Origin of the sequence: Acinetobacter seifertii, from assembly GCF_000368065.1 — a bacterium.
Lineage (GTDB): Bacteria > Pseudomonadota > Gammaproteobacteria > Pseudomonadales > Moraxellaceae > Acinetobacter > Acinetobacter seifertii.
The window spans coordinates 1,915,086-1,939,278 of record NZ_KB851200.1 but is presented as its reverse complement, the minus strand read 5'-3'; the positions used below and the strand labels follow the sequence as shown (position 1 = coordinate 1,939,278).

General features: G+C 40.0%; 19 protein-coding genes and 3 pseudogenes. 9 read left to right on the top strand and 13 right to left on the bottom strand.

Features of this window, described 5'->3' with window-relative positions; genetic code table 11:
• Positions 1 to 101: 101 nt before the first annotated feature.
• The 3 genes and pseudogenes from F985_RS16605 to F985_RS16595 all read left to right on the top strand — a co-directional run.
• On the top strand, positions 102 to 1,337 hold the full coding sequence (locus tag F985_RS16605) for an aspartate aminotransferase family protein (RefSeq protein WP_004702875.1): 1,236 nt from the start codon (positions 102 to 104) through the stop codon (positions 1,335 to 1,337).
• The gene (gene astA, locus F985_RS16600; RefSeq protein WP_004702872.1) at positions 1,334 to 2,428 is read left to right on the top strand and encodes an arginine N-succinyltransferase; all 1,095 of its coding nucleotides are present in this window, start codon (positions 1,334 to 1,336) and stop codon (positions 2,426 to 2,428) included. The genes F985_RS16605 and astA overlap by 4 nt, the downstream gene beginning before the upstream one ends.
• A 330-nt stretch (positions 2,429 to 2,758) precedes the next feature.
• Positions 2,759 to 2,968: pseudogene (locus F985_RS16595) on the top strand (hypothetical protein); the annotation flags it as partial.
• Positions 2,969 to 2,982: 14 nt separating this feature from the next.
• Here the strand turns inward: F985_RS16595 and F985_RS16590 are convergent.
• Positions 2,983 to 3,748 (bottom strand): annotated as a pseudogene (locus F985_RS16590) (IS5-like element ISAba31 family transposase).
• Positions 3,749 to 3,825: 77 nt separating this feature from the next.
• Here F985_RS16590 and F985_RS16585 point away from each other — a divergent pair.
• Positions 3,826 to 5,082: pseudogene (locus F985_RS16585) on the top strand (amino acid permease); the annotation flags it as partial.
• Between the two features lie 84 nt (positions 5,083 to 5,166).
• On the opposite strand, the gene F985_RS16580 reads toward F985_RS16585, so the two are convergent.
• Positions 5,167 to 6,627 carry a coniferyl aldehyde dehydrogenase gene (locus tag F985_RS16580; protein ID WP_004702865.1) on the bottom strand — a complete coding sequence of 487 codons (1,461 nt, stop codon included), beginning with the start codon at positions 6,625 to 6,627 and terminating at the stop codon, positions 5,167 to 5,169.
• Between the two features lie 129 nt (positions 6,628 to 6,756).
• Here F985_RS16580 and F985_RS16575 point away from each other — a divergent pair, with 129 nt between their 5' ends.
• Both F985_RS16575 and F985_RS16570 read left to right on the top strand, forming a co-directional pair.
• Positions 6,757 to 7,827, top strand: coding sequence for an AraC family transcriptional regulator (locus F985_RS16575; protein WP_004702863.1), 1,071 nt, complete (start codon positions 6,757 to 6,759; stop codon positions 7,825 to 7,827).
• Between the two features lie 20 nt (positions 7,828 to 7,847).
• Positions 7,848 to 8,288, top strand: a complete 441-nt coding sequence (locus F985_RS16570; protein WP_004702861.1) for a hypothetical protein — start codon at positions 7,848 to 7,850, stop codon at positions 8,286 to 8,288.
• Between the two features lie 41 nt (positions 8,289 to 8,329).
• Here the strand turns inward: F985_RS16570 and F985_RS16565 are convergent, their stop codons facing one another.
• From F985_RS16565 to F985_RS16525, 9 genes are all read right to left on the bottom strand, one after another.
• Positions 8,330 to 9,229: a DMT family transporter gene (locus tag F985_RS16565; protein WP_004702859.1), complete on the bottom strand. Its 900-nt coding sequence runs from the start codon at positions 9,227 to 9,229 to the stop codon at positions 8,330 to 8,332.
• A gap of 145 nt (positions 9,230 to 9,374) precedes the next feature.
• Positions 9,375 to 11,126 (bottom strand): tannase/feruloyl esterase family alpha/beta hydrolase, encoded by a 1,752-nt coding sequence (locus tag F985_RS16560; protein ID WP_004702857.1) that lies wholly within the window; start codon positions 11,124 to 11,126, stop codon positions 9,375 to 9,377.
• Between the two features lie 33 nt (positions 11,127 to 11,159).
• The gene (locus F985_RS16555) at positions 11,160 to 11,549 is read right to left on the bottom strand and encodes a PaaI family thioesterase (protein ID WP_004702855.1); all 390 of its coding nucleotides are present in this window, start codon (positions 11,547 to 11,549) and stop codon (positions 11,160 to 11,162) included.
• 39 nt (positions 11,550 to 11,588) lie between these two features.
• Complete coding sequence (locus F985_RS16550; RefSeq protein WP_004702853.1) at positions 11,589 to 12,125, bottom strand: DUF3237 domain-containing protein; 537 nt, start codon at positions 12,123 to 12,125, stop codon at positions 11,589 to 11,591.
• Positions 12,126 to 12,183: 58 nt separating this feature from the next.
• Positions 12,184 to 13,434 (bottom strand): OprD family porin, encoded by a 1,251-nt coding sequence (locus F985_RS16545; RefSeq protein WP_004702851.1) that lies wholly within the window; start codon positions 13,432 to 13,434, stop codon positions 12,184 to 12,186.
• 82 nt (positions 13,435 to 13,516) lie between these two features.
• Entirely contained in the window at positions 13,517 to 14,656 is a 1,140-nt protein-coding gene (locus tag F985_RS16540; RefSeq protein ID WP_004702850.1) for an acyl-CoA dehydrogenase family protein, read from the bottom strand.
• Between the two features lie 75 nt (positions 14,657 to 14,731).
• Complete coding sequence (locus tag F985_RS16535) at positions 14,732 to 16,618, bottom strand: feruloyl-CoA synthase (RefSeq protein ID WP_171063664.1); 1,887 nt, start codon at positions 16,616 to 16,618, stop codon at positions 14,732 to 14,734.
• A gap of 81 nt (positions 16,619 to 16,699) precedes the next feature.
• Positions 16,700 to 18,151 carry an aldehyde dehydrogenase gene (locus F985_RS16530; RefSeq protein ID WP_004702848.1) on the bottom strand — a complete coding sequence of 484 codons (1,452 nt, stop codon included), beginning with the start codon at positions 18,149 to 18,151 and terminating at the stop codon, positions 16,700 to 16,702.
• Between the two features lie 37 nt (positions 18,152 to 18,188).
• Positions 18,189 to 19,028: a p-hydroxycinnamoyl CoA hydratase/lyase gene (locus tag F985_RS16525; protein ID WP_171056853.1), complete on the bottom strand. Its 840-nt coding sequence runs from the start codon at positions 19,026 to 19,028 to the stop codon at positions 18,189 to 18,191.
• 247 nt (positions 19,029 to 19,275) lie between these two features.
• Between F985_RS16525 and mhpT the strand changes: the two genes are divergently transcribed.
• The 3 genes from mhpT (at position 19,276) to F985_RS16510 (ending at position 21,850) form a co-directional block, all read left to right on the top strand.
• A complete protein-coding gene (mhpT, locus tag F985_RS16520; protein WP_004702846.1) occupies positions 19,276 to 20,508 on the top strand; it encodes a 3-(3-hydroxy-phenyl)propionate transporter MhpT in 1,233 nt (410 codons plus the stop codon).
• Between the two features lie 70 nt (positions 20,509 to 20,578).
• Entirely contained in the window at positions 20,579 to 21,034 is a 456-nt protein-coding gene (locus F985_RS16515; RefSeq protein ID WP_004702845.1) for a MarR family winged helix-turn-helix transcriptional regulator, read from the top strand.
• Between the two features lie 123 nt (positions 21,035 to 21,157).
• Positions 21,158 to 21,850: a GntR family transcriptional regulator gene (locus F985_RS16510; protein ID WP_077162611.1), complete on the top strand. Its 693-nt coding sequence runs from the start codon at positions 21,158 to 21,160 to the stop codon at positions 21,848 to 21,850.
• 41 nt (positions 21,851 to 21,891) lie between these two features.
• Here F985_RS16510 and F985_RS16505 read toward each other — a convergent pair whose 3' ends face one another.
• Both F985_RS16505 and F985_RS16500 read right to left on the bottom strand, forming a co-directional pair.
• A complete protein-coding gene (locus F985_RS16505) occupies positions 21,892 to 22,836 on the bottom strand; it encodes a PDR/VanB family oxidoreductase (RefSeq protein ID WP_004702843.1) in 945 nt (314 codons plus the stop codon).
• 12 nt (positions 22,837 to 22,848) lie between these two features.
• On the bottom strand, positions 22,849 to 23,925 hold the full coding sequence (locus tag F985_RS16500; RefSeq protein ID WP_004702842.1) for an aromatic ring-hydroxylating dioxygenase subunit alpha: 1,077 nt from the start codon (positions 23,923 to 23,925) through the stop codon (positions 22,849 to 22,851).
• Positions 23,926 to 24,193: the final 268 nt, after the last annotated feature.

The following is a 24,193-nucleotide window of genomic DNA, read 5'->3' as shown; positions in this document are numbered from 1 at the left end:
AATTCATTTTTTGCTGAATTACAAATTTTGTGAATCAATTTGATTTTGAATAATAGGGGCATTAGCTCACCCGAATAATTCAATTTAATGGACTAGATAAGATGAATAATTTTGCAGTTTCTCGTAGCGACTTTAACGAGTGGATGGTTCCAGTTTTTGCACCGGCAAATTTCATTCCGGTACGTGGTGAAGGTTCACGTATTTGGGATCAAGAAAATAAAGAATATATCGATTTTGCAGGCGGGATTGCAGTAAACGCATTAGGTCATGCGCATCCAGTGGCAGTAAATGCGTTAACAGAACAAGCAACAAAACTTTGGCATGTCGGCAATGGTTATACCAATGAACCCGTTCTACGCCTTGCGAAACAACTCACCGAAAATACATTTGCAGACAAAGTATTCTTCTGTAACTCAGGTGCAGAAGCGAATGAAGCAGCATTAAAGCTTGCTCGTAAAGTTGGACTCGACAGCGGTGTGGCAGGCAAAAGTGGCATTGTGGCATTTAATAATGCATTCCACGGCCGTACCTTGTTTACCGTTTCAGCAGGTGGTCAGCCAAAATATTCACAAGACTTTGCACCACTTCCAAACGGCATTAGCCATGTTGCTTACAATGATTTAGAAGCTGCCAAAGCAGTCATTAATGAACAAACCTGTGCAGTCATTGTTGAACCGATCCAAGGTGAAGGTGGCGTTATTCCTGCTGAAATCGAATTTTTAAAAGGTTTACGTGCGCTCTGTGATGAGTTTGGTGCCTTACTTATTTTTGATGAAGTACAAACTGGTGTAGGCCGTACTGGTTCACTTTATGCCTACATGAATTCTGGTGTTACTCCGGATATTCTTACCACTGCAAAAGCCTTGGGCGGTGGTTTCCCAGTCGGTGCAATGTTAACAACTGATAAATTTGCGCCGCATTTTTCAGTGGGTACACATGGTACAACTTATGGTGGTAACCCATTAGCAAGCGCAGTTGCTGGTGCTGTATTTGAGTTTATTAATACGCCAGAAGTGCTTGAAGGTGTAAAAGAGCGTCATGATTACTATAAAAACGCTTTAAATCAATTAAATGAAAAATATGAAATCTTTGAAACGATTCGTGGAGAAGGCTTACTCCTTGGTTGTGCCTTAAAAGATAAGTTTGCAGGTAAAGCAAAAGATATTAATAACCTTGCGGGTGAGGAAGGTTTACTGAGTTTGATTGCTGGACCAAATGTTGTACGTTTTACGCCGTCTTTAATTATTCCATTTGCTGATATTGATGAAGGTTTAAAACGATTTGAACGTGCACTTGCTCGCTTTGTAGAAATTCAAAAGGATGAACAAGCCGCATGATGATTATTCGCTACATTGAACCTAAGGATGTTAATGATCTTTACCTTTTGGCTCAAAAAGCGGGTTTTGGTTTGACATCTTTGCAGCCAAATATGGAAAAGTTGGCTGCACGTATTGAAAGAGCATGTAAAACAATAGCAGGCGAACTCCCAAAAGCAGATCAGGTTTACTTATTTGTTTTAGAAGATACTGAACTCAACAAAGTCGTGGGTGTTTGCGGTATTGAGGTCGCGCTCGGTTTAAAAGAGCCTTGGTATAACTTCCATGTGGGTACTCAAGTTCATGCGTCAGAACCTTTAAGTGTTTATAACGCTTTACCGACTTTGTACTTGAGTAATGACCATACCAACTGTAGTGAGCTTTGTACGTTATTTTTAGACCCAGACTATCGTTTAAATAAAAATGGCAAGTTTTTATCTAAAGTACGCTTCTTGTTTTTGTCCGCATTTCGCCAATACTTTGAAGAAACGATTGTGGCTGAAATGCGTGGCTATTCCGATATAAATGGGCAGTCGCCATTTTGGAATGCGGTAGGCCATAAATTTTTTAATATTGAATTTACCAAAGCGGACTATTTAAGTGGAATAGGGCAAAAGGCCTTTATTGCCGAGCTGATGCCGAGACATCCACTCTATGTCGATATGTTGCCAGACGATGCTAAAGCGGCAATTGGAATGGTTCATCCAAATACGCGACCTGCTTACAATCTTTTGCTAGAAGAAGGACTTCGCTATAAAGGCTATGTCGATATTTTTGATGGCGGCGCAACCCTACAGGCCGATATTGAAAATTTACGTGCCATTAAAGAAAGTCAGATTTTAACTGTAAAGATTGTAGAGTCTAGTCATCTAAGTTTAGGTGATGAACCTTATATTGTTGCCAATGATGATTATCAAAATTATCGGGCAATTGTGGTGTACAGCACACCTTATCAAAATCGAATACAACTAAGTTTAGAGCAGGCTAAACAGTTGAATGTTCAAAATGGGGCAGAGGTTCGAATATTGAGTATTAATGTTCAACAGGATTCAAAATTAAAAGCTGTAAATAGGCTGGAAAATACTCAATATTTGCAAATGGCGGTTAATTAAGCAGTGAGTTTTTACAACTCACCACATTTTATGAGGAATATTATATTATCCCTGAGTCAAAAATTGATATGGATATACATCATCTTAATTGAATGAATGGAACTTATTATTTCCTTTTAGATATTCAGATGATGAGGTATAACGGGATAATTCTATGGTTTATATTTTATTGTTTTAAATAACTATTTTAAGATTTAAAAATGGAATTTACTAAATTATAAGTGGTTTTAATAATATTGGTAAGATGATTTATTCGGCTTAATCGAAGCTTATATCACTCATATTATTAAAACCTTTATAACGGTTGCTATAAATTGGAGCTAATATTACATGAGTAATAATAAAGGAAAGCAGTTCCTGGAAGGAGACCTCCTAGGCAGTCAGCATATGACTGAGCAAGAGGAGGAAAAGTTGCAACGCTCATTGACCAATCGTCATATTCAAATGATTGCGATTGGCGGTGCAATTGGTACCGGATTATTTATGGGTTCTGGAAAAACATTAAGTGTTTCTGGGACTTCAATTATTTTAACCTATTTAGGGTTTGTTGACATTTACTGTTCATAATTAACCCTATAAAGGTAGCCATAAAAATATACATGCTAAAGCAACAGAACTTTGATAATTTCTTTTGAGCTTGTCATATCGAGTAGCTATTCCTCTAAATTGCTTTAATCTACAAAACATATTTTCAACTAAATGCCTGATTTTATATAAATACCAGTCCATATGGTCATTGTTCGATTGGCTATTTGTTTTCTTTGGTATATTCGCTTTAGTCCCTGTTTTCCTGATCTGTTCACGCAGTGGTTCTGAATCATAGCCTTTATCTGCACATACCACTTTTGTCTCTTTTAAATCTAATGTTGATATTAAATCAGGTGCAACTTTAACATCATGTGTGGTTCCATCGGTAATCATGAAATCAATAGGATTGCCATGTGCATCAACAATCAAATGTATTTTTGAGGAGTTTCCTCCTACACTTTTAGAAATAGATTGATTCGCTATGCCGGCAGAATGTTGATGAGCACGTACATGAGAGCCATCAATAAAAATCCACTCCATATCGGGGCATGAGGCTAGTAATTTGAATAATCTAAGAAACTTACCGCTGCTTGACCAACGATTAAAACGTTTGAAAATAGAGTTTGAATGACCAAAACAGCAAGGAATATCTCGCCACGGACAGCCTGTTCTAATTCTATAGAGAATAGCTTCAATAAAATTGCGTAAATTTGAGTTGTGGTGAATGGATAAATTACGCAGAATAACTTTCAACTTTTGCCAGTGTTGATCTGTCAGCATAGTACGAGGCATAGCGAATAGTAAAATTGGGTTTGGCGATTTGATTTTACTACTTCGCTATTTTTTTAAGCTAAAAGTGTCAACACACCCTAATTATTGGCTTTTTCTTTTTCTTCGTGATGAGAGCAATGGGTGAGTTATTGCTTGCCAACACGAACTTTAAAACATTTGCCGATTTTGCAACCGCTTATTTAGGTCCATGGGCAGGTTTTTTTCTCGGTTGGTCTTATTGGTGTAACTGGATTATTACAGCGATTGCCGATGTAATTGTAATCGGAGGGTACATGCAGTTTTGGTATCCCGATTTACCCGTCTGGATCCCCGCATTTACTTCATTAGCCATATTAACCATACTTAACTTTGTAGCAGTTCGGCTATTTGGTGAACTTGAGTTTTGGTTCTCACTCATCAAAATTACCGCAATTATCCTATTTATATTGGCGGGTATTTATTTAATTAGTACCGGATTTACTTCTCCGAATGGAGTCAAAGCTTCGGTGAGCCATTTGTTTGAAACACAATCTATGTTTCCTTATGGTGTAACAGGTTTCTTGGCTGGTTTCCAAATTGCCATCTTTGCATTTGTGGGTATTGAGTTGGTTGGTACAACTGCTGCTGAAACCAAAGACCCGCACACCTCACTTCCAAAAGCAATTAACTCTATTCCTTTACGTATTTTATTGTTTTATGTGGGCGCATTGGTTTGTATTATTGCAGTTACCTCTTGGGCAAAAATTTCACCAGAAAAAAGCCCATTTGTGGAAATGTTTACGTTAGTTGGCTTACCAATTGCGGCAGGTTTAATTAACTTCGTTGTGGCAACCTCAGCTCTTTCTTCGGCAAATAGTGGAATTTTTGCAACCAGCCGTATGCTATATGGTTTAGCGTTAGACAACGATGCACCGAAAAGCTTTAGTAAGCTGTCTAAAAGAAAAGTTCCAATTCGAGGGCTTGTGTTTTCAATGGCTTGTGTAACGCTTGGGACATCAATTCTATTCATTGTTCCAAATGTTATGACGGCGTTTACGATTATCTCAGCACTCACTTCAATTTTATGTATTTTTACATTTATGTTGATTGTGATGTCATATATTTATTATCGTAAGAAAAGCCCTGAATTACATATTCAGTCAAAATATAAAATGCCGGGTGGTTTATTTATGGCATGGCTGACGATGCTATTTTTAGTTTTTACTATCGTCATTTTAGCTTTAGATCATGACACACTGATTGCTTTAGAGTTTTCACCAGTATGGTTTGTTGGATTATTTATTGCCTATAAATATAAAAAGAAAAAGATGTTGCAGCTTGATATTTTAAAAGCACAAAAGGTTGATTATATTTAGATAAATTTTAGTGGTTTTATTAGAAATTTTATTATTTTAAACTCCATAAAAAAAGCCTCATTACGAGGCTTTTTTTATAATCTATTATTTAATATTTGGATCACCTTTTTTCAAGAAAAAGCGAATTGCCAGTTTTTGCAAGAATGTTCCATAAGGAGGGTGGAAAAGCTGCGTCGGGAAAAATCGATGGCGAATAAATACAGTTTTTGCATGTGAAAGTTCACGAAAACCTTCTTCACCATGATATGACCCCATGCCTGAGTTACCTATACCACCGAAAGGAGCATCATGGTTAACTACATGCCAACCCCAATCATTAATGGTCACGCCACCCGAATGAGTTTCACGTAAAATCCGGTTGCGTTCTACTGAGCTATGCGTAAAGCAATAAAGCGCTAAAGGTCGTTCATCTGATTTCACATAGGTAATCGCATCATCTAAAGAGTTATAAGCCACCACAGGTAAAATAGGGCCAAAGAGTTCTTCTTTCATAATGCGCATATCTGGCGTGCAATTCAGCACAATCTGTACAGGCATTCTGCGACCTTGTTGGTCAAAGCTATACGTGTCGCAAGGAATAATATGGGCACCTTTTTCTTGCGCATCAGTCAAAATATCTTGAATACGTTTTAAATGACGGTCATTTACAATCGATGTGTAATTCTCATTATTTGTAATGTTTTGACTAAACATTTTTATAAAGCTGGATTTTGCTGCATCCACAAATTCATCAATACTCTCTTTGGGAACCAATGCATAGTCAGGTGCTACACAGATTTGACCACTATTGGTTGCTTTACCATGCGTAATACGTTTTGCAGCATCGGCAAGAGGGTAATTGCGGCTTACAATTGCTGGTGATTTACCACCTAACTCAAGTGTCACAGGCGTTAAGTTTTCAGCAGCTGCTCGCATGACGACTTTGCCAATGGCAGGAGAGCCAGTAAAGACAATATGGTTAAATGGCAAAGTGGTAAATCTAGCAGGATCTGTAATTTCTTCACCAAAAACCGCCACTTCATCTTCATTGAAAATTTCGGCAAGCATGCGTCGAAGCATTGCATTAGTATTCGGGGTAATTTCAGGGAGTTTAATCATGACTCGGTTTCCCGCAGCTAACGCGGCAATGAGTGGACCAAGTGCTAAATAAACAGGGAAGTTCCAAGGAACAATGACACCCACCACGCCTTTAGGTTGGTATTGCACACTTAAACGGTTTGATAAAAATAAAAGTTCGGTACGGCGTTTACTTGGACGCATCCAGCGACGTAAATGATGAATCGCATGATCGGCTTCTAACACAGAACCAAGCAAATCGAGTAATTTGGATTCATCGAGTGATCTTGAACTAAAGTCAGCATTAATCGCGGTAGCTAAAGCATCTTGATAGCGAATAATTTGTTTTTTGAGTTGATGCAGTTTTGTGCGGCGTGCTTCAAGACTTGGGTAGGGATCTGCCCCAAAGTTGGCACGTTGTTTGGAAAAAATAAGTTCCATATGTTCAGTGGCAGAGCCGCTATATTCTTTTAAAGTGGAGCTTTCCATTATTGTTCCTTCCATACTTTTGCTTATCATACTTTATGCTTGAAGCACGGTATGGTCGATGTTAAATTGAGACAACAAGAGGTAGTTTAGTGCCATTATGCATGTCACTCTAGGGATGGTGTGAGTTAAATGCCTAAAAATATTTATAAAAATGCAAATACTGTTATTGAAGGAAATTATGATAATACATCCTTAAGTTCGAATACATATTTACTAGGTTTGACGAGTTTATTTGATGAAATGGGTTCGCAAGGCCATTCAATATCAGAAGTTCTGTCTGGCACAAATATTTCGCCTGATGCTATAAATCAATCTTCTTTATATATTTCTCAAGTTCAAAAAATTCAGTTATTTCAAAATATTCAACGTCTATCAAATGATCCACTCATTGGACTACGCGCAGGGCAAAAGCAGCGACTGTCAGATTTCGGGGTATATGGCTATGCGCTTTATTCTTCGCGTAATTTTAGACAAGCTGTAGAGCTGGGCATTCGGCATATTAAACTTGCAGGGCCTATTTTAAAGAAGTCTTTTTATATTCGAGATGATGCTGCGGTTTTTGAAGGGCAGGACATTATTGCACTGGGTAAGCTTCTGCCTTTGGTGTGCGAGTTTTGGTTTAGCTCCATGCAAACCTTAATTGAACGTGTGCTTGAAGGGCCATTTCAAGCAAAGAAACTTTTGTTGCCATATCCTGCGCCTGACTATGCAGAACAATATGAAAAAGTTTTTCATTGTCCCGTTCAGTTTAATGCTGGGGTGATGCAATGGCACTTTGATTTAAAGTGGCTCGATGTACCTTGCCCAAATGCTAACCCGATTACTGCGGATATGTGTAAGTCCTTTTGTGAGCGGATGCTTGGTGCTGCTGAACTTGAAGAGCCTGAGTTGGTGAAAACAATCCGTTTAATATTATTGGATGGAACGGGGCTTTTTCCGTCGGCTCAAGAAATGGCTGAACGGTTACATATGTCAAAGCGAACCTTACATCGGCGCTTGGCAGGTTTTGATTTAACTTATCAAGAACTTTTAGATGAGACTCGGCGCCGTCTTGCTGATGAATATTTGCGAGAGACGACTTTAACCGTAGATGAAATTGCCGAAAGAATTGGCTTTTCAGACACTTCTAACTTTCGAAAAGCCTATCGTCACTGGACGGGCATTTCACCAAATGAGTATCGTGATAAATTAGTTTTATAAATAGTGATGGGTTGAATTGTATGGATGAAAAAGATGGTGATTTAAGTTTTGAAAGTTTTAAAAATATAAATAAGCCAAACTTCTTTGGTGATACTGAATATATTTACTCAATTTTTAAAATTAAAGAACTACCCGTAGATTTACTTTTTAAGATTCTAAACTTGATTTTTCCTGATTTCCTTATAATTGAAAATCATATTTTTTTAGAGAGTGAGTTTGATCAAGACAAATTTAATAATTTAAAAAAAGTAGAAGAGACAAACAAAGTTCAGTTTTGGATGAATCTCATAGAATTGACAAGCCTACATGACGAGATAACAACGGAGCAGACTTTATTAATCGCGAAGAAAATTGTTGATTCTTGGAATGCAAAAATTAAATATGAGGGGTTAAATGCACACGGCAGAGCTAGAGTTTTTGAAGAAATTGAATATGGTGAGATTTTTATAACAATTGATTAGCTTTCAATTTTTATAAAAACTAATATTAGAATGGGTTATATCTAGACCTTAAATCGAGAAAGTAACTTTTTCTGCAAAAATGGATTACAGAGCAAAATCGCAAATAAAATAATAAATATACCGATAATGCTAAACAGATCCGGTAATTCATGCCAAAAAACAAATCCCCATATTCCTGCAAAAATAATGGCAATGTAATTCATGGGGCCAATTTGTCCTGCTGGCGCTAAGCTATAAGCATAAGACATAAATAGTTGACTAATATTAGCTAAAAGTCCTGCGGCAATCAGTAGGCCTAATTCGTGCCAAGTGAAAATACGCCAATGCCAAAACATCGGAATAGAGGAAATCAAACTACCAAAAATACAGAAATAAAAAACAATACGCTCAGGCGGCTCTGTACTGGTTAAAGCTCTTACAGTCACAAAAGCCATTGCGGATAAAAAGCATGCACCCAAGCCAATAAAAGATAGTGCATTAAATAAACCTTGGTCGGGTTTAGCAACAAATAAAACCCCAATGAGTCCAATAACAGCAGCAAAAATCATCGATTTGGTAATTTTTTCTTTTAAGAAAAGCCATGCAATCAGTGGAATAAAGATAGGAGATGAATAACTAAAAACCATGGCATTTGAGAGTTTTAAGTTCGCTATGGCATAGAAAAAACCGTACATTGCAGCAAGACCGACTAGACTTCGCCACGTGTGCATCCAGAGTTTATCGGTTTTAATAAAGTCTAAACCCTGTTTAAACAGCATCGGAATAAAAATAAATAAACCTACAGCATTTCTAAAAAACACGACGGTCGCGTTGTCCACTGTTTGCGAAGCAAAACGAATGCACACCCCCATAATGGAAAATAATAATGCCGATGTCATAAGACAAAGCAGTGCTTTTCCTAGTTGAGTTGAGGGGAGATTTGGAGCAGTCTGATTTTGCATATCGAAATGAGTTTTTGGTTTTCGGTGTTATCTTAGCAGTGATGCAGGCATTGGATGAAATATCATTTGATAATGATTTAGTAGTGATACTTATTAGAATAAAAAAAGAGAGCATAGGTCAGCTCTCTTTTAATTTTATAGGGTGTTATTTACAGCTAAAGTTTTCAGCTTTTTCACTATCGCCTTGACCATTGTAACGGGCAATCAGTGGATAAGGGCAAAGTGGGCGGGTACGGTCTGGTGCCCAGTCTTGAGGAAGCTCAGTATTCACTTGACCACTTGGGTTACCTGCGCCGCGTGCGGTCGCAATGATTTTGTCAGGTGCTTGGCCATATTCGACCCAGTTAACTAAAGCAGTCAATGCATCAAATTGGTCGGTCGCAATGCCATCACGGGTATGGTTCATGCCCGGAACTCTAAAGAAACGTGCAAATTCAGGTGCTGTACCTTTTGCATCATTTTTATAGTGTTGTAGCAGTTGATCGTACCAATTTTGGGTGTCATCTACAGAGAAAACGCCGTCTGCTGTGCCTTGTATCACAATCATTTTTCCACCGTGATTACGGAGTTTATCTAGGTTAAGTTCATCGGGTGGCATCATGAATGACATCGAACTTTCGGTGTATATATCATTAGTTGCCGATAGTTTTGGATAGTCGGTATCGAAGTTAAAATTAAAGGCAAATTGTCTAGAGTTTTGAGTCACTGTTGGGTCTGGTGGAACTTGAAAAAGAATGCCGACTGCAACTGGGTCACGTGCTGTTCCCACCGAAGATTCAAATTTCCAGCTTGCCCAGTTACTACCGACTAAACCGGGGTCGAAAGGCTGGGTTGCATAGAGCGCTTGTCCAGCCGAATTTACAGGGCCGCGGTAAATGTTGGCTAATACATCAATTTGTTCGGTGCTTAAACAAGTACCATCTCTTGTGCTTGAGCAAACTGGTACATGCTTATGAATATCAAAAGCTGTACGGCAAGCCTCGACATCTTGAACCAAGTCATCTGCAACACCGTCTAAGGCATCGCATCGATCTAAAATCGCTTTTGCTAATACTTTGCGTTCCGAAAGAGTAAGAGCAGTACTTAGATCATTTTCATCTGTTGCGACACGACGAAGCTGCTGCGCTGTGTAGAGTTGAGCTGCGGCTGCACGAGGTAAATGAAAACCCGGTGTACTTGCTAAAATTCCATCATATTGATCGCCCAAACGGGTTGCAGCAATCATGGCATGACGCCCACCGTTAGATGTGCCACCTGCATAGGAGCGGTCTGGCAATTTACCATATGCGGCTTTAATTAGGTTTTTTGCCATAGGCGTGAGCTTGGTAATTGCACCATAGCCATAGTTGATTCTGGCTTGAGGGTCTAAACCAAACATTGGATTTTGTGAAGCGTTATGTCCAGCATCGGAGGAAATAACAGCAAAACCATCATGTAGAGCATTGGTCAGTGGTCCACCGCTACCAACCTGACCTGTTGCAGGGACTAAATTACCATCGGTTCCGCCATTACCTTGATAGAGAAAACGACCATTCCAGTCAACAGGTAGGCGCATTTCAAAACCAATTTGATAGGTTTGTCCATCAACAGGGCTTATACGCTGATCCATATAACCTTTAACCAAACAATGAGCGCCAATCGGTCTATTGGCGACAGTCAATGTGCCTGTCTCTTGAAGAGTGGAGGAGCTAATGACCGTATTGTTGTATTGAAATCCGAGTAAGTCCGTACAGCTTCCTGTCATTTTTACGCCCACAGCAGGAGACAACTGTGGTGGTTTGGTTGTTGAGGAAACCGTTGTGTCATCATTATCACTTCCACAGCCTGCCAAAGCACCAAGCATGGCAAGCACTAAAGCGGAGCGGGTCAAAATTTGTTTATTGTTGGTGTAATTCATTTATTCATATCCTTATTGAATGAATGTTTGTAATTAATCTAAAACCAAAAAATTAGCTGTGCTTCGTGCGATCATTTTGTTGTTTTGCCAAGCTTCACTTTCGAGATTCAGTACAGTTTTGCCTTGTTTAATGAATCGGCATTTTGTAATGACTTCGCCTACAGCACAGGGCCTTAAAAAATCCATCGTTAAGTTAATGGTGGTAGCGGGTTTATGGTCATTGGCGAGATATGCAAAAAGTCCCATCACGTCGTCAAGCATGGCGCAGATCATGCCACCTTCAACTGTGCCGCGTGGATTGGTAAAGCTTTCTAGTGCTGTGTAGTGGATGGTGAGTTCAGTGTTTTTGTCATTCCAATGGATATTGTGTCCACCCAAATGGTGATGGATGGGCGGTAAGTGTTCTAAAGTTTTTTGATCCATAATGAAGTGTCCATCCTTTTGTAAGTGTTATAAAAATTATTATTTCACCGTGTAGGCATCATAAATAACCGCTTTGCCCAAGCGCATTGCACTACCTACCGCAACGGTCTGGTTCAGCCATGAGTATTTAGGTGAGCTGGTTTCAAACTGCATGGTAATTTTGAAATAGTAATTTTTCGGGTCAACATCTTTGCCTTGGGCAAGCTGTTTTAGCGTTTCGGCTGAGCCATGTCGGTAACCTTTGGTTTGAAGATAAATAAGTGCACCGTCATCGGTTTCTAATAAATATCGCGTATCAATAATGGCTAGTCCTTTACTGTCAACGATTTGCCAATCTGCACCATTATTTAAAATACGGCCTTTAAGTGTTTTACCTTCGAATGTCCCACCTGTAATGGGAATAATTCGGCGTTTACCTGCATCACTGGTTGTGCCTAACTCCCAAACAGGGGCATTTAAATCAACACTAAATTTTGCTAAAGGTTCAAGCTGAATGGGTGGTGGGCTATATTGAGTTTCAGCGTGAGTCAGGGCAATCAGACTCATTGTGCAGAGTAGCGTTACAACTTTCTTCATGATGAATTTCTCGAAATTAAAAAGAGGTTCTACATGTGACAGAACCTCTTGTTTTGAATTATTTAAATTTCCATGTGTAGTCGATGTTGATACGGGTTTCGTTTACAGGTTTGATATTTGCTGTAGAGAGCATGTTATTGTCATAAATGGCATATCGTGCACGTAACCCTAGATTTTTTAACCAGCCACTTTGAACGGTGTAGCCTAAATCGAAGTCTGTTTCTCGCTCTTTTAGATTGGTTCCACCTAAGTTAGGTGCATAAATATTGTGACCTGTGGTGTAACGGGTCATAAAACGTAAACCCGGTACATAATCTTTAAAGTCATATTCATAGCGGAAACTATAGGCTTTTTCTTTTGCGTTTAAAAACTCACCCGGCCATGTATCAATAAGGAGCCCAGTTTCACCTCCAGTCAAATATGGAAAAGCCGTATCGCCGTAATGTTGGAAGGTTCCAAAAATAAATTTATGATTTTGGTGTTTAAGTTCGAAATGTGCATGATAAAGGTCATTATCGACTAAGCCAGCTTTTGCTTGTCCATCGTCTCGGCTACGGTAGTAACGTAATTGTGAACTCAGGTTGGTGGTGTCATTAATTTTGTATTGGTGTAATGCACCCACCATGGTTTGGTTATAAAGATCATCAACATCCATATAAAAAGCGGTGAGTTTGAGTGCAGGGTTAAACTGATAGTTTCCACCTAAATAATAAAGGCCGCTCGTCTCAGCACTTTTGTATCGACCATTTACCCCAGAAATTTTAATTTTTTCATAGTTGGTTGAATCTCTTTGATTTACCTTATCGATATAGGCAGCTTGTAAGTCGAAATCTTTAATATCTTTACTGGTGAGTGAAATTCCTCGATAGGTTTGAGGAAGCAATCGAGCAGGTGAAGCCACTAAAACAGGGTTCATTGGCATTAGGGTACCAATGCGTAGTTCAGTTTGACTCATTTTAGCTTTTGCTGTGACACCAATTTCTCCATAAGAGTCTGCTGGTTCATTGGTACGCGTGTCTCTAGGTAAATTGCCTGTACCTGCGTATTTGGCGCTTGCATCTAGTTTAAAACCTGCTGTTGCTAGTACATCTAGCCCAAAACCAACGGTTCCTTCGGTATAGCCTGAATTTGCTTTGAGAATAAACCCTTGTGTCCAGTCCCTCGCTGCTGGATAAGTTGATGGGACTTGATAGTCTCGGTCAAAGTAGAAATTTCGTGTGGTGAGTTCTACTGAACTGTTATCAATAAAATTGCCAGCCCACACTGAACTTGAGAGCATAAGGGTAGAGTACATCCATAATTTCGACATCGCATTTCTTCCTGAAATAACATTTTTTGTTTTCAAATAAGGCATAGTTGTTGTGTCTGCCTTATTTGGTTTTTAAATCGAATTATTTTCCGAGCAGTTCTCGGGCCACGATTTCTTTCATAATTTCATTGGTTCCCCCATAGATTTTTTGTACCCGTGCATCCACAAAAAAGCGTGAGATTGGGTATTCCTGCATGTAACCGTAGCCACCAAAAAGCTGGAGTAATTGGTCAATCACTTCACATTGGACATCGGTAATAAAGCACTTCAATGCGGCAACTTGGGTTACGCTTAACAGGTGTTGTTGATACAGAGCCGCACATTGGTCTACAAAGGCTTGGGCGGCTTTCGCTTTGATTTGCGCGTTTGCCAGCACAAAGCGTGTGTTTTGCATTTGGCTTAAAGATTGTCCGAAAGCTTTACGCTCCAGCACATAGTCTTTGGTGATTTCAATAGCCCCCAAAATCGACCCCAATGCCATCATAGAAATGCTTAAACGCTCACGCGGTAACTCTTGCATTAAATAAGCAAAACCTTGTCCTTCTTCACCCAAACGCTGAGTTGCAGGCACATAAACATCATCAAAAAATAGTTCGGCTGTATCTTGGGCATGCAATCCAATTTTTTGCAAAGATCGACCTTTTTTAACGCCATCTAACGCAGCATCGACTAATAAAATTGATATGCCTTTCGCTTTGGCTTGTGGATCGGTTTTTGCAACTAGAACGATCAGATCGGCATGTAAACCATTTGAAATAAAAGTTTTTGAACCATTCACGCGGTAGTGATCATTTTCTAAAATGGCTTGAGTGCGTATAGCCTGTAAGTCTGAACCAGCATTCGCTTCGGTCATGGCAATTGCAGTGACGACTTCACCTGTCACCATTTTGGGTAGCCAATAACGTTTTTGCTCCTCAGTTCCAATATTTTGTAGGTAAGGAGAGACCAGCTCATTTTGCCCGCCAATAGCAACTGCTAAAGATGCAAAACCAGCTTGAGCAGTTTCTTGAACCAGCATGAGTGAGTAATGAACAGGAGCGCCGTAACCGCCATATTCCTCTGGCACATCGACGCACAGAAAGCCATTTTCCCCAAGGCGAAGCCATAGTTCACGTGGGATGAGGCCATCGTGTTCCCACTGTTCGTAATACGGAGCAACCTGTTCTTTTAAGAACCTACGGTAGCTATCTCGAAATAGTTCAAATTCTGTATCGTGTGGCATGTTGAACCTTTTTTTAGGCAAAAGTGAGGCTAAGGCCCAAACCGAAGTTTGAGCTTCCTTTTTTATTTCAATTACTTATTGCTTTAAGGTGGGTACCCGAATAATCAGCGGGTTTTCGGCCTGTTTTTGATAAAGTTCATCAATTAAAGCAGCACGACGCTTGGTAATATTGCCTTGATTGAGGTTGCCTTTATCGGTCACTTCACCTGCATCGAGTTGAGGTGGCTCGGTCATTAAATAAAGCATTGAGACTGTATTTGAGCTACCGGTCGCATCTTTATTAAAGGTCGTTAAAAATTGGCGGAACCATTGCTGGACTTTAGGATGCTGTAGTATCTCTGCTGGAGAATGTTCGCCCAGCTTAAGGCCAGCTTGTTGAGCACACGCTTCTAATTTTGGAAAAATCAGAAAACCAACCGCATTTAGGTTTGAACCTGTAATACAAACATCTTGAACCAGTAAATTACCTTGAATCAGTACTTTGTTGCGTAGTGTGCCCACATTCACAAAAGTACCCGTATTGAGTTTAAAGTCTTCGGCAATGCGCCCGTCATACATCAAGCCTTTAGTTGGATCATTCACATCGACTAAACGAACAGCATCACCAGTATGGAAAAAGCCTTCATCATCAAACACAGTGCTTTGTTGGTCTGCCTTTAAACGCCAATAACCTTTCATGACATGTTTGCCACGAACACAAAACTCAAGTTTGTTACCACATGGAACCAGCTTAATTTCACATCCCGGAGCAGGGTAACCAATAAAGCCAGCCATTACGCGTGGGCCAGTTGTAAAAGCACAAGAGGGAGCCGTTTCGGTCATACCCAATCCGCTCATAATGCGAATTTTTTCTCCGCAATGTTGCTGAGCAATTTTATCGAGTCTGTTCCAACCCGCTTCTGAAAGTGCTGCACCTGCAAAGAATAAAATTTTAACTTTGGCAAAAAAGCGGTCTCTTAATTCTTCATCTTTTTCTAAAGCTTCAGTGAGTTCTTCCCAACCTTTTGGCACATTTAAATAAACGGTTGGAGAAATTTCTTTGAGATTACGAATAGTTTCGTCAAATTTTCCTGCAACGGGTTTGCCGTCATCAATGTAAATGGTACCGCCGTTATAGAGCGCGATGCCGACATTGTGACTGCCGCCAAACGTGTGGTGCCAAGACAGCCAGTCGAGTAAGACAGGTGGTGTTTCTTCAAACTCAGGGAAAGTCTGCAATAACATTTGCTGATTAACACACAACATTAAATGCGTGGTCGGCACAGCTTTAGGTAGTTTTGTTGAACCTGATGTAAATAAAAATTTGGCAATTTGGTTTTCATCAAGGGTTTGATAAAACTCTTGAACATTTGAAACTGGCGTATCTAAAAGCGACTGAAAAGACGTGCAAATCTGATCGCCTACAATGCCTTTATTGGTCACTACTTCAATGTCGGATGTAATACATGCCTGAATCGCTTTGGCAAAAGCTTGTCCATCGCTGGCATAGACCATGCCAGGTGTAAGCACTTCAAACACATGTTTAAGTTTGCCAAAGTCTTGAGAAATCAGAGAGTAGGCGGGTGAAATAGCAGAGAAAGGCACACCTGCCAGCATGGCAGCCATAGATAGTGTTAAATGTTCAAGATCATTACCACTTAAAATGACCAGAGGTCTTTCTTGGCTTAACTTACGTTCATGTAAAGCCTGAGCAATGTGCCATGCACGTTGTAAAACTTCTGCATAACTCAGTTTGACCCATTCACCTTGAGCATTGCGTTTTGCTGCAAAAATATGGTCTGGTTTAGTTTGTGCAAAATGAATTAACCGATCTGTCAGTTTTTGTGGATACGGTTTTAATTGCTCTTTTGGGCTGATATAGAGCGTGTCATCTTTATGGTGATAATGAATATCATGTTGCCCTAATTTTACGAACCGTTCGCGGTCTTGTGATTGAGTGGCATTCATTTGCATTTCTTTCACTCCATGGAAAGCGCATCACTGCGCTTCATTTTTTGCATCATGCAATTTTTATTTAATATGTTGTTGTCCGCATTACCCTGACTAAATCGGGTAATGACGTGATTGGGTTTGAATGGTAATCCAGCGTAGTTCGGTAAATTCGGCAACAGAGACTTTACTACCAAAACGTCCGTAACCACTCGATTTTGTTCCGCCAAATGGCATTTGAGCTTCGTCATGTACGGTTGCGCCGTTAATATGACAAATACCTGAATCAATCTGTTGAGCGACTTCTAATGCCTGCGAAATATTTTGGCTAAACACTGCCGAAGACAGACCGAACTCACTGTCATTTGCCAGTGCTACACCTTCTTCAATGCTTGAAAAACGTTGAACTGTGCATACAGGTCCAAATGATTCTTCGCGGTAAAGCAGCATGTCGGGTTTAATATTGAGCACCAGTGTTGGTTGCATAGTGGTGTCTTCAATATGAATGCCTAAAGGTAAGTCAGCACCTTTGCTTTGTGCATCTTCCAGTAAATGCTGAATGCGGTTTGCAGCACGTCGACTTTCTAAAACACCGAGTACATTGTCTTTTGAGGTTGGATTACCTGCTTGAATAGCGCGGGTTTTCTCAATCAGCTTTTCAATAAACTGGTCAGCAATATTGTCTTGAACTAAAACACGTTCGGTTGACATACAGATTTGACCCTGATTAAAGAATGCTCCAAAAGCAACTGCATTTACGGCTTCATGAATGTCAGCTTCATTTAAAACCACAACAGGGGCTTTACCACCCAATTCAAGTAAAACAGGTTTTAAATATTTAGCCGCAGTCTCGGCAATAATTTTTCCGACTTTGGTTGAACCCGTAAAATTAATACGCTTCACGGCTGGGTGAGAGACTAAACGCTCCACGATTTGTGGTGCATCTTCAGCGGCATGCGTAATTACATTCACCACACCTTCGCCAAGACCTGCTTCATGTAACACTTCACCAATGAGACGATGTGTTGCTGGACAGGCTTCCGATGCTTTTAACACTACCGTGTTACCACAAGCCAAAGGCATAGCAAGCGCACGTGTTGCCAAAATGACAGGGGCATTCCAAGGTGCAATGCCAACAATCACACCACAAGGAACTCGCACACCCATCGCAAGATTGCCCGGCACATCTGACGGAATGAGGCTTCCGTCAATTTGTGTGGTCATGGCTGCTGCCTCACGTAACATGTTGGCAGCAAGATGAACGTTAAACCCATACCATGTTGCAGTTGAACCTGTTTCTTGCATTCCAGTTTCAATGAATTGCTCGGTCTTTTGGTCCATTAAATCGGCTGCTTTTAACAAACGTAAACGGCGTTCGGTAGGCGAGAGTTTCGACCATACTTTGAAAGCTTGTTGTGCCGAGTCTATTGCACGATCAACATCGTCTAAAGTTGCAGCAGCAGCTTTTGTTGCCACTGATCCATCAATAGGGCTAATACGCTCAAAAGTTGCCTGATTTGATGCATCAACAGATTGACCGTGAATAAGTAACTGTACATTTTGCATGGGTTGTGTCCTTACATTGCCATTAGAGAATCAAAAGTTAACCAGTACGTTTATAGCTCTGTAAACCCGGTTTAATTGATTTTTCATCTAAAAATTGTTTCAAACCTTCTTGGCGACCATTTTCTGTATCGCGGTGGATACATTGATCAAGTTTGGCGTATAAGTAGTCTTCGTTTTGATCCCAAGTCAGTTCACGGCAACGCTTAAAGCCATTTTTAGCGGTACGAAGAACCACAGGGTTTTTCTCAAGTAGACAGTTTGCAAGCTCAGTCACTTCAGCTTTTAGCTGTTCAAGGGGTACGCTTTTATTCACAAGACCCATAGTTTCAGCTTCTTTACCACTAAAGGTTTTACCCGTCATGATGTAGTACAAAGAGGCACGGTGACCAACAGTGTCTGCCATTGCTTTGCTTACAAGGTTACCCGGTGGGATACCCCAGTTAATTTCAGATAAACCGAAAGTTGCTTCATCTGCTGCAATTGCGAGGTCACAAGCCACTAAAGGTGAGAAACCGCCTCCAAAGCACCAGCCGTTGACCATAGCAATGGTTGGTTTTGAATACATGCGAAGAAGTTGCCACTGCCAACGGCATGAGTCGCGGCGAATACGTTCTTGATAAATTTCTGGTTGGGTATCGACTTCACGGAAATATTCCTTCAAGTCCATGCCTGCTGTCCAAGAATCACCTGCACCTGTCAACACAAGCACACGTGCATTTTGATCAAGTTCTATCGCTTCAAGCACATCAATCATTTCACGATTGAGTGTCGGGCTCATGGCATTTTTCTTTTCTGGGCGGTTTAGTGTTACCCATGCAATTCCATCTTCAACTTTAACATCTACTGTTTCCCAGCGGTTTTCATAACTCATCTTCATACTCCTTGAATGATTTTTAGCTGTTCTGGGATTTAATTTAATATCAGTTAAACTTACATTCAAGTCTTTTTTATAAAATTTCATAAATATTTTATAATCCATTGTATTTTAAATATTAATTAATTTTATAGATAATTTAATATAAAAATATGTTGATTTTTTAGTAAGTTTAACTGATATTTTTGGTGTGTTAAACAATAATACACAAAGGGCTAAATGGAACGACTAGTCAATAAGGGATAACACAATGGAAAAGATATTAGGAGAGTCCGCAAGGGCAAAAATCACGTTGCTATTATGCTTTGCAATAGCAATTTTTGAAGGTTTTGATCTTCAGTCCATGGGGGTAGCCGCTCCACGAATGCGGGCTGAGTTTATGTTGGACAATGGCCAGATGGCGTGGGCATTTAGTGCTGCAATTTTAGGAACACTACCAGGTGCCATATTAGGCGGTAGATTTGCTGATATTATTGGGCGTAAGAAAATTCTGATTTTTAGTATTTTACTTTTTGGAATTATGTCTTTGCTAACGGCATATGCTGCTAACTTCAGTTTGCTGTTACTCATTCGTTTTTGTACTGGTTTAGGAATGGGTGGGGCACTTCCGATGATGATTACACTGGCATCTGAAGCTGTACCCGATAAATATAAAGGTACCGCGGTAAGTATTATGTATAGCGGCATTCCTTTTGGTGGATTACTTACTTCTGTCGTAGCTATGTCGTTGGCAGGTGATGCAGAGTGGCGTCATATTTTCTATATTGGTGGTATCGCGCCAATTTTACTCATTCCCCTGATTATGCGCTTTTTGCCTGAGTCAAATGATTACCTGCAACGTAAAGGTCAAGCGCAAAAAACCACACCATTTTTGGAAGTTTTATTTGCGAAAGAACGTCGTATGTCGACAATTCAACTTTGGGTCAGTTTTTTCTGTACGCTCGTTGTACTGTATTTCTTATTGAACTGGTTGCCGTTGCTGATGGGCGCGCAAGGCTTATCGAAACTTCAGGCAAACTATGTGCAGATGGGCTACAACGTGGGTGGAATTTTAGGTTCAATCCTGATGGGTGTATTACTTGATAAATTACGTATGAGTTTTGTGATTAAACTGATTTATCTCGGCATTTTATTTTCGCTTTGTTGTTTAGCAATATCCCCAACCGTTGCTTTACTTGCACTTTCGGCAGTGGGCTGTGGCTTATTCATTGTGGGTGGACAATCGGCATTATACGGTTTAGCTGCTATGTATTATCCAACAGAAATGCGTGGAACTGGAGTAGGTGCAGCAGTTGCCATTGGGCGTATTGGTTCTTTTGCAGGACCTTTAATGGCTGGGTTTTTACTCTCACTTGGACAAAGTTCGACCATCGTGATTGGTTCAAGTATTCCAGTGATTTTAATTGCAGCGATCTCTGCATTACTTCTTGTCAAAAAACCTAAACAGCCTGTACATTTAGTACAAAGCTCAGGTGCTCGCTAAGTTTTAACGGAAGTATGAGGTTAGAACCTCATACTTTCACTACAGATTTTCTTATGATGATTGAAAGGTTATGGTACGTTCGAATTCAGTTCAAAAAAAAGTAGAAGATGAGCCAAAGTTAAGTTACATGATTGCTCGTGTTGACCGAATTATTAGTAAACATTTAACAGAACATTTAAAAGAGCTTGAGATTACCTTGCCGCAATTTACTGCACTTTCTGTTTTAGCTTCAAAAAGTAATGTATCCAATGCCAAACTTGCTGAGCGCTCTTTCATTAAGCCGCAATCGGCCAACAAAATTTTGCAAGATTTACTCGTCAATGGCTGGATTGAGAAAAAACCGGACCCAACACATGGCCGCCGTATTTTAATTACGCTGACTGAAAGCGGTATTGAAAAGCTAAATAAATGTAATGAAGTGGTTTTAAAAGTCGAAGAAAAAATGCTTGAAGGCATTGATATTAACTTGGCTTATTTAATCCGTAATAATCTCGATATTATGGTCAATAATCTTAAAAACCTTTGATGAAAGGTGGTGGATAATTTAATTTATTAAACTTAATAGAAATGCTTAAGCACTGATTCACACAGAAAATTTATTTCATTTTACAAATGAACTTGCTAGCATCGAAGTGACGTTTTTGGTGATGTGTGGCAGCGAATGTCTTCAGGACAACAAGTTTTACTTAAACTAAGAAAAATGATTATTTCAGGGGAACTTGAAGGCGGTGCCAGAATTGCCGAAATTCCGACTGCCGAATTACTCGGTGTTTCAAGGCAACCTGTTCGTATTGCCTTTCGCTTGCTCGAGCAAGAAGGTCTCCTCATTAAAAACCCAACTCGTGGTTACACGGTTCGTGAAATTTCAGAACAACTTGTTCATGATGCGCTTGAAGTGCGTGGTGTGCTCGAAGGGTTGGCTGCGAAAACTTTGGCAGAACAAGGCTTAAGCGAAGAGCAGAAAAAGACGCTGCAACATTGCATTCAAGAAACTGAAAAACTATTTAATGATAAAGACGAGTTTGGCGATGCTGAACTGGAACGTTATCACCATTTTAATGTCATTTTTCATGACACGATTATTGAAGGTGCGCAAAACGTTGCGCTCATACAAGCCTTAGCAAAAAACAACCAATTGCCGATGGCTTCTGCTCAAGCCATTACCTATGACCAGAACCAAGCTTTGTCAGAATATCGCCGTTTGCACTATGCACATTTACAGCATTGCTCGATTTTTGATGCGTTGGTACATCGTCAGGCAGGGCGTGCTGAAACCTTAATGCGTGAGCACAGTAGTGTGGTGATTTTGGGTGAAACGCTAAGAAATGTTCTCAGCGCTTAAGGTGAAATGTTCCTTTATTTCTGAATAAAGGAACTTAAATATTAAAGCTCAATCACAAGATTTTTAGTTTTTGCACGAGAACAGCAGGGTGTAAACTGGTCATTTAGTGCATGTTCCTCATCGGTCATAAATAGATCCCGATGATCTGGTGTGCCTTCTACTACGCGTGTAATACAGGTCCCGCAAATGCCTTGTTCACATGAAACAGGAATATCAAAACCATTTGCAATTAATGCCTCAGTAGCAGTCTGCTCTGGTAGTACTTCAATTCGACGGCCCGTACCTTTAACTTCAATAGTAAAAGCTTCATCGTTAGATGTATCTGCTTTTTGCGCGACAAAATGCTCTTGATGTAACTGTTCATTGTGCCAGCCAGCTTGTTCGGCTGAGCTCATGACAAGCTGCATAAACCCCGTTGGTCCACATACATATAAGTGTCTATGTTGTGAAGCTTGGGCTAAAACCTCTGCCATATTACATTCAGTGTCTGGTTGATCTTGAATATGAAAATGGACTTGGTTACCAAAGTGCTCGGTTAAGTTGCCATAGAAAGCAATCATTTCATGACTACGAACAAAGTAGTGCAATTCAAAAGGAATATTGGCCGACTTAAGCCGATACGCCATCGACAAAATAGGAGTAATACCAATACCGCCAGCAAATAAAACTGCCTGTTTGGTTTGTGGGTGAATCTCAAATAAATTACGCGGTTCACCAATCTTTAAATGGTCGCCTTCATGATATTCAGTGTGGATGCAACGTGAGCCACCGCGTGAATTGGCATCATGTAAAACACCAATGACATAACGATGCTTTTCACTGCAGCAGTTTGAAAGTGAATATTGACGGGTTAGACCGTTTTTCAGGTGCACATCGATATGTGCACCTGCCTCAAAATTCGGTAGCTCTGTACCATTTGCTGCAACCAATTCAAAAGCACGAATGGTCGGGGTGAGCTGGTGAATTTTCTGAATAATAACGTCCATGTTCATACTCCTTTAAATAATCCGAATGTTTGGAAACTTCTGTGCGGACGTTTCAGGAGGTGTTTTATTTTCTTCGGCAAGCAGTCGCTCAATCACCTTACGGGACTGTACACCGCCTGCATCGATGTTGAGCATGAGTAACTTGCGATGTGGATTGTTTAAAATATTTTGTTGCTGTTGCTCAAGCATTTCTAAATCTTCAGTAAAGATTTTGCCTTGGCCTTCACGAATTTGATCTGTGAGTTCTGCATTATCTGGCTGGAAGTTACGTGCCATTCCCCAGAAATACCAATGTGATGTTTCAGTTTCCGGTGTAATAAAATCGACCACGATTGAAGAAACTTTTTTGTCTTTTGGTGCGTGATAACCACCATGTCCAGCATGCGCGACGCCTACTTCAATATGCACATTACTTGGAGCAAAGAAGTGACAACGTTGCCAACGGTCAACGGGTACATCATCTGCTAAGTGGTTACCACGAAGAGCCATTTGCCAAAATGGAGGTGCGATCACATTTTCCATGTAACGTTCGGTAATGACATGGTCGCCGTCAACTTTAGTGACTGGTAATGACTCATCAATTTCTTTTTGTCCGATGCTGCTTGAGTGAACATAGGTCTCGTGGGTTAAATCCATCAGGTTATCGACCATCAAACGATAGTCACACTGGATGTGAAACAGGCCTCCGCCATAACTCCATTCAGGGTGATCTGCCCATTCTAAAGTTGGAAGTTTTGCTTCATCTGCTAAAGCTTTCTCGCCTGGCCATATCCAAATAAAACCAAACTTTTCAATAACTGCATATGCTTTGTTGCAAGGAAAACCGTTAACACGTTGAGCTGGCATTGAAACAGTTTTTCCGTCACAACCCATCACTAAGCCATGATAACCACACACGAGATTGCCATCTTCGACATAACCAAGTGAAAGTGGGGCGCCACGATGCGGACAAAAATCTTCAACGGCAGCAACTTGGTTTTCTTTGCCACGATAAAAAACAATTTTTTCACCACAGATGGTGCGACCTAGTGGTTTGTCTTGGATTTCTTCTGGGCGGCAGGCTACATACCAAGCATTTTTAATAAACATTGTGACGACTCCTTATCACTTATTGGATCCAATTTATAATAAATAAAAATATTGGTCAATTGATAAGCAGTATATTTTTTAAAAAATATTGATCTTTTAATTTGGTTGTTTTGTATATTTTAATTGCTATTAAAGACTTTTGTATTTATTTTGAATTTTAGAGGCTAAAGTTTTATTAGCTTTTATTTGGATCCATAATTCTTCAATCCCATTCTGGATTTGGATAGCTCTTGAAGTTACAAATTTAAAAATGGATAAATAATTTATG

Excerpts from the sequence above, each read along its gene's own strand:
- F985_RS16500 (WP_004702842.1), bottom strand. The coding sequence starts at position 23,925 with ATGTTTATTAAAAATGCTTGGTATGTAGCCTGCCGCCCAGAAGAAATC.
- F985_RS16515 (WP_004702845.1), top strand. The coding sequence starts at position 20,579 with ATGGTACGTTCGAATTCAGTTCAAAAAAAAGTAGAAGATGAGCCAAAG.
- astA (WP_004702872.1), top strand. The coding sequence starts at position 1,334 with ATGATGATTATTCGCTACATTGAACCTAAGGATGTTAATGATCTTTAC.
- F985_RS16530 (WP_004702848.1), bottom strand. The coding sequence starts at position 18,151 with ATGCAAAATGTACAGTTACTTATTCACGGTCAATCTGTTGATGCATCA.
- F985_RS16525 (WP_171056853.1), bottom strand. The coding sequence starts at position 19,028 with ATGAAGATGAGTTATGAAAACCGCTGGGAAACAGTAGATGTTAAAGTT.
- F985_RS16580 (WP_004702865.1), bottom strand. The coding sequence starts at position 6,627 with ATGGAAAGCTCCACTTTAAAAGAATATAGCGGCTCTGCCACTGAACAT.
- F985_RS16565 (WP_004702859.1), bottom strand. The coding sequence starts at position 9,229 with ATGCAAAATCAGACTGCTCCAAATCTCCCCTCAACTCAACTAGGAAAA.
- F985_RS16570 (WP_004702861.1), top strand. The coding sequence starts at position 7,848 with ATGGATGAAAAAGATGGTGATTTAAGTTTTGAAAGTTTTAAAAATATA.
- F985_RS16545 (WP_004702851.1), bottom strand. The coding sequence starts at position 13,434 with ATGTCGAAATTATGGATGTACTCTACCCTTATGCTCTCAAGTTCAGTG.
- mhpT (WP_004702846.1), top strand. The coding sequence starts at position 19,276 with ATGGAAAAGATATTAGGAGAGTCCGCAAGGGCAAAAATCACGTTGCTA.
- F985_RS16555 (WP_004702855.1), bottom strand. The coding sequence starts at position 11,549 with ATGGATCAAAAAACTTTAGAACACTTACCGCCCATCCATCACCATTTG.
- F985_RS16505 (WP_004702843.1), bottom strand. The coding sequence starts at position 22,836 with ATGGACGTTATTATTCAGAAAATTCACCAGCTCACCCCGACCATTCGT.
- F985_RS16550 (WP_004702853.1), bottom strand. The coding sequence starts at position 12,125 with ATGAAGAAAGTTGTAACGCTACTCTGCACAATGAGTCTGATTGCCCTG.
- F985_RS16605 (WP_004702875.1), top strand. The coding sequence starts at position 102 with ATGAATAATTTTGCAGTTTCTCGTAGCGACTTTAACGAGTGGATGGTT.
- F985_RS16575 (WP_004702863.1), top strand. The coding sequence starts at position 6,757 with ATGCCTAAAAATATTTATAAAAATGCAAATACTGTTATTGAAGGAAAT.
- F985_RS16560 (WP_004702857.1), bottom strand. The coding sequence starts at position 11,126 with ATGAATTACACCAACAATAAACAAATTTTGACCCGCTCCGCTTTAGTG.
- F985_RS16540 (WP_004702850.1), bottom strand. The coding sequence starts at position 14,656 with ATGCCACACGATACAGAATTTGAACTATTTCGAGATAGCTACCGTAGG.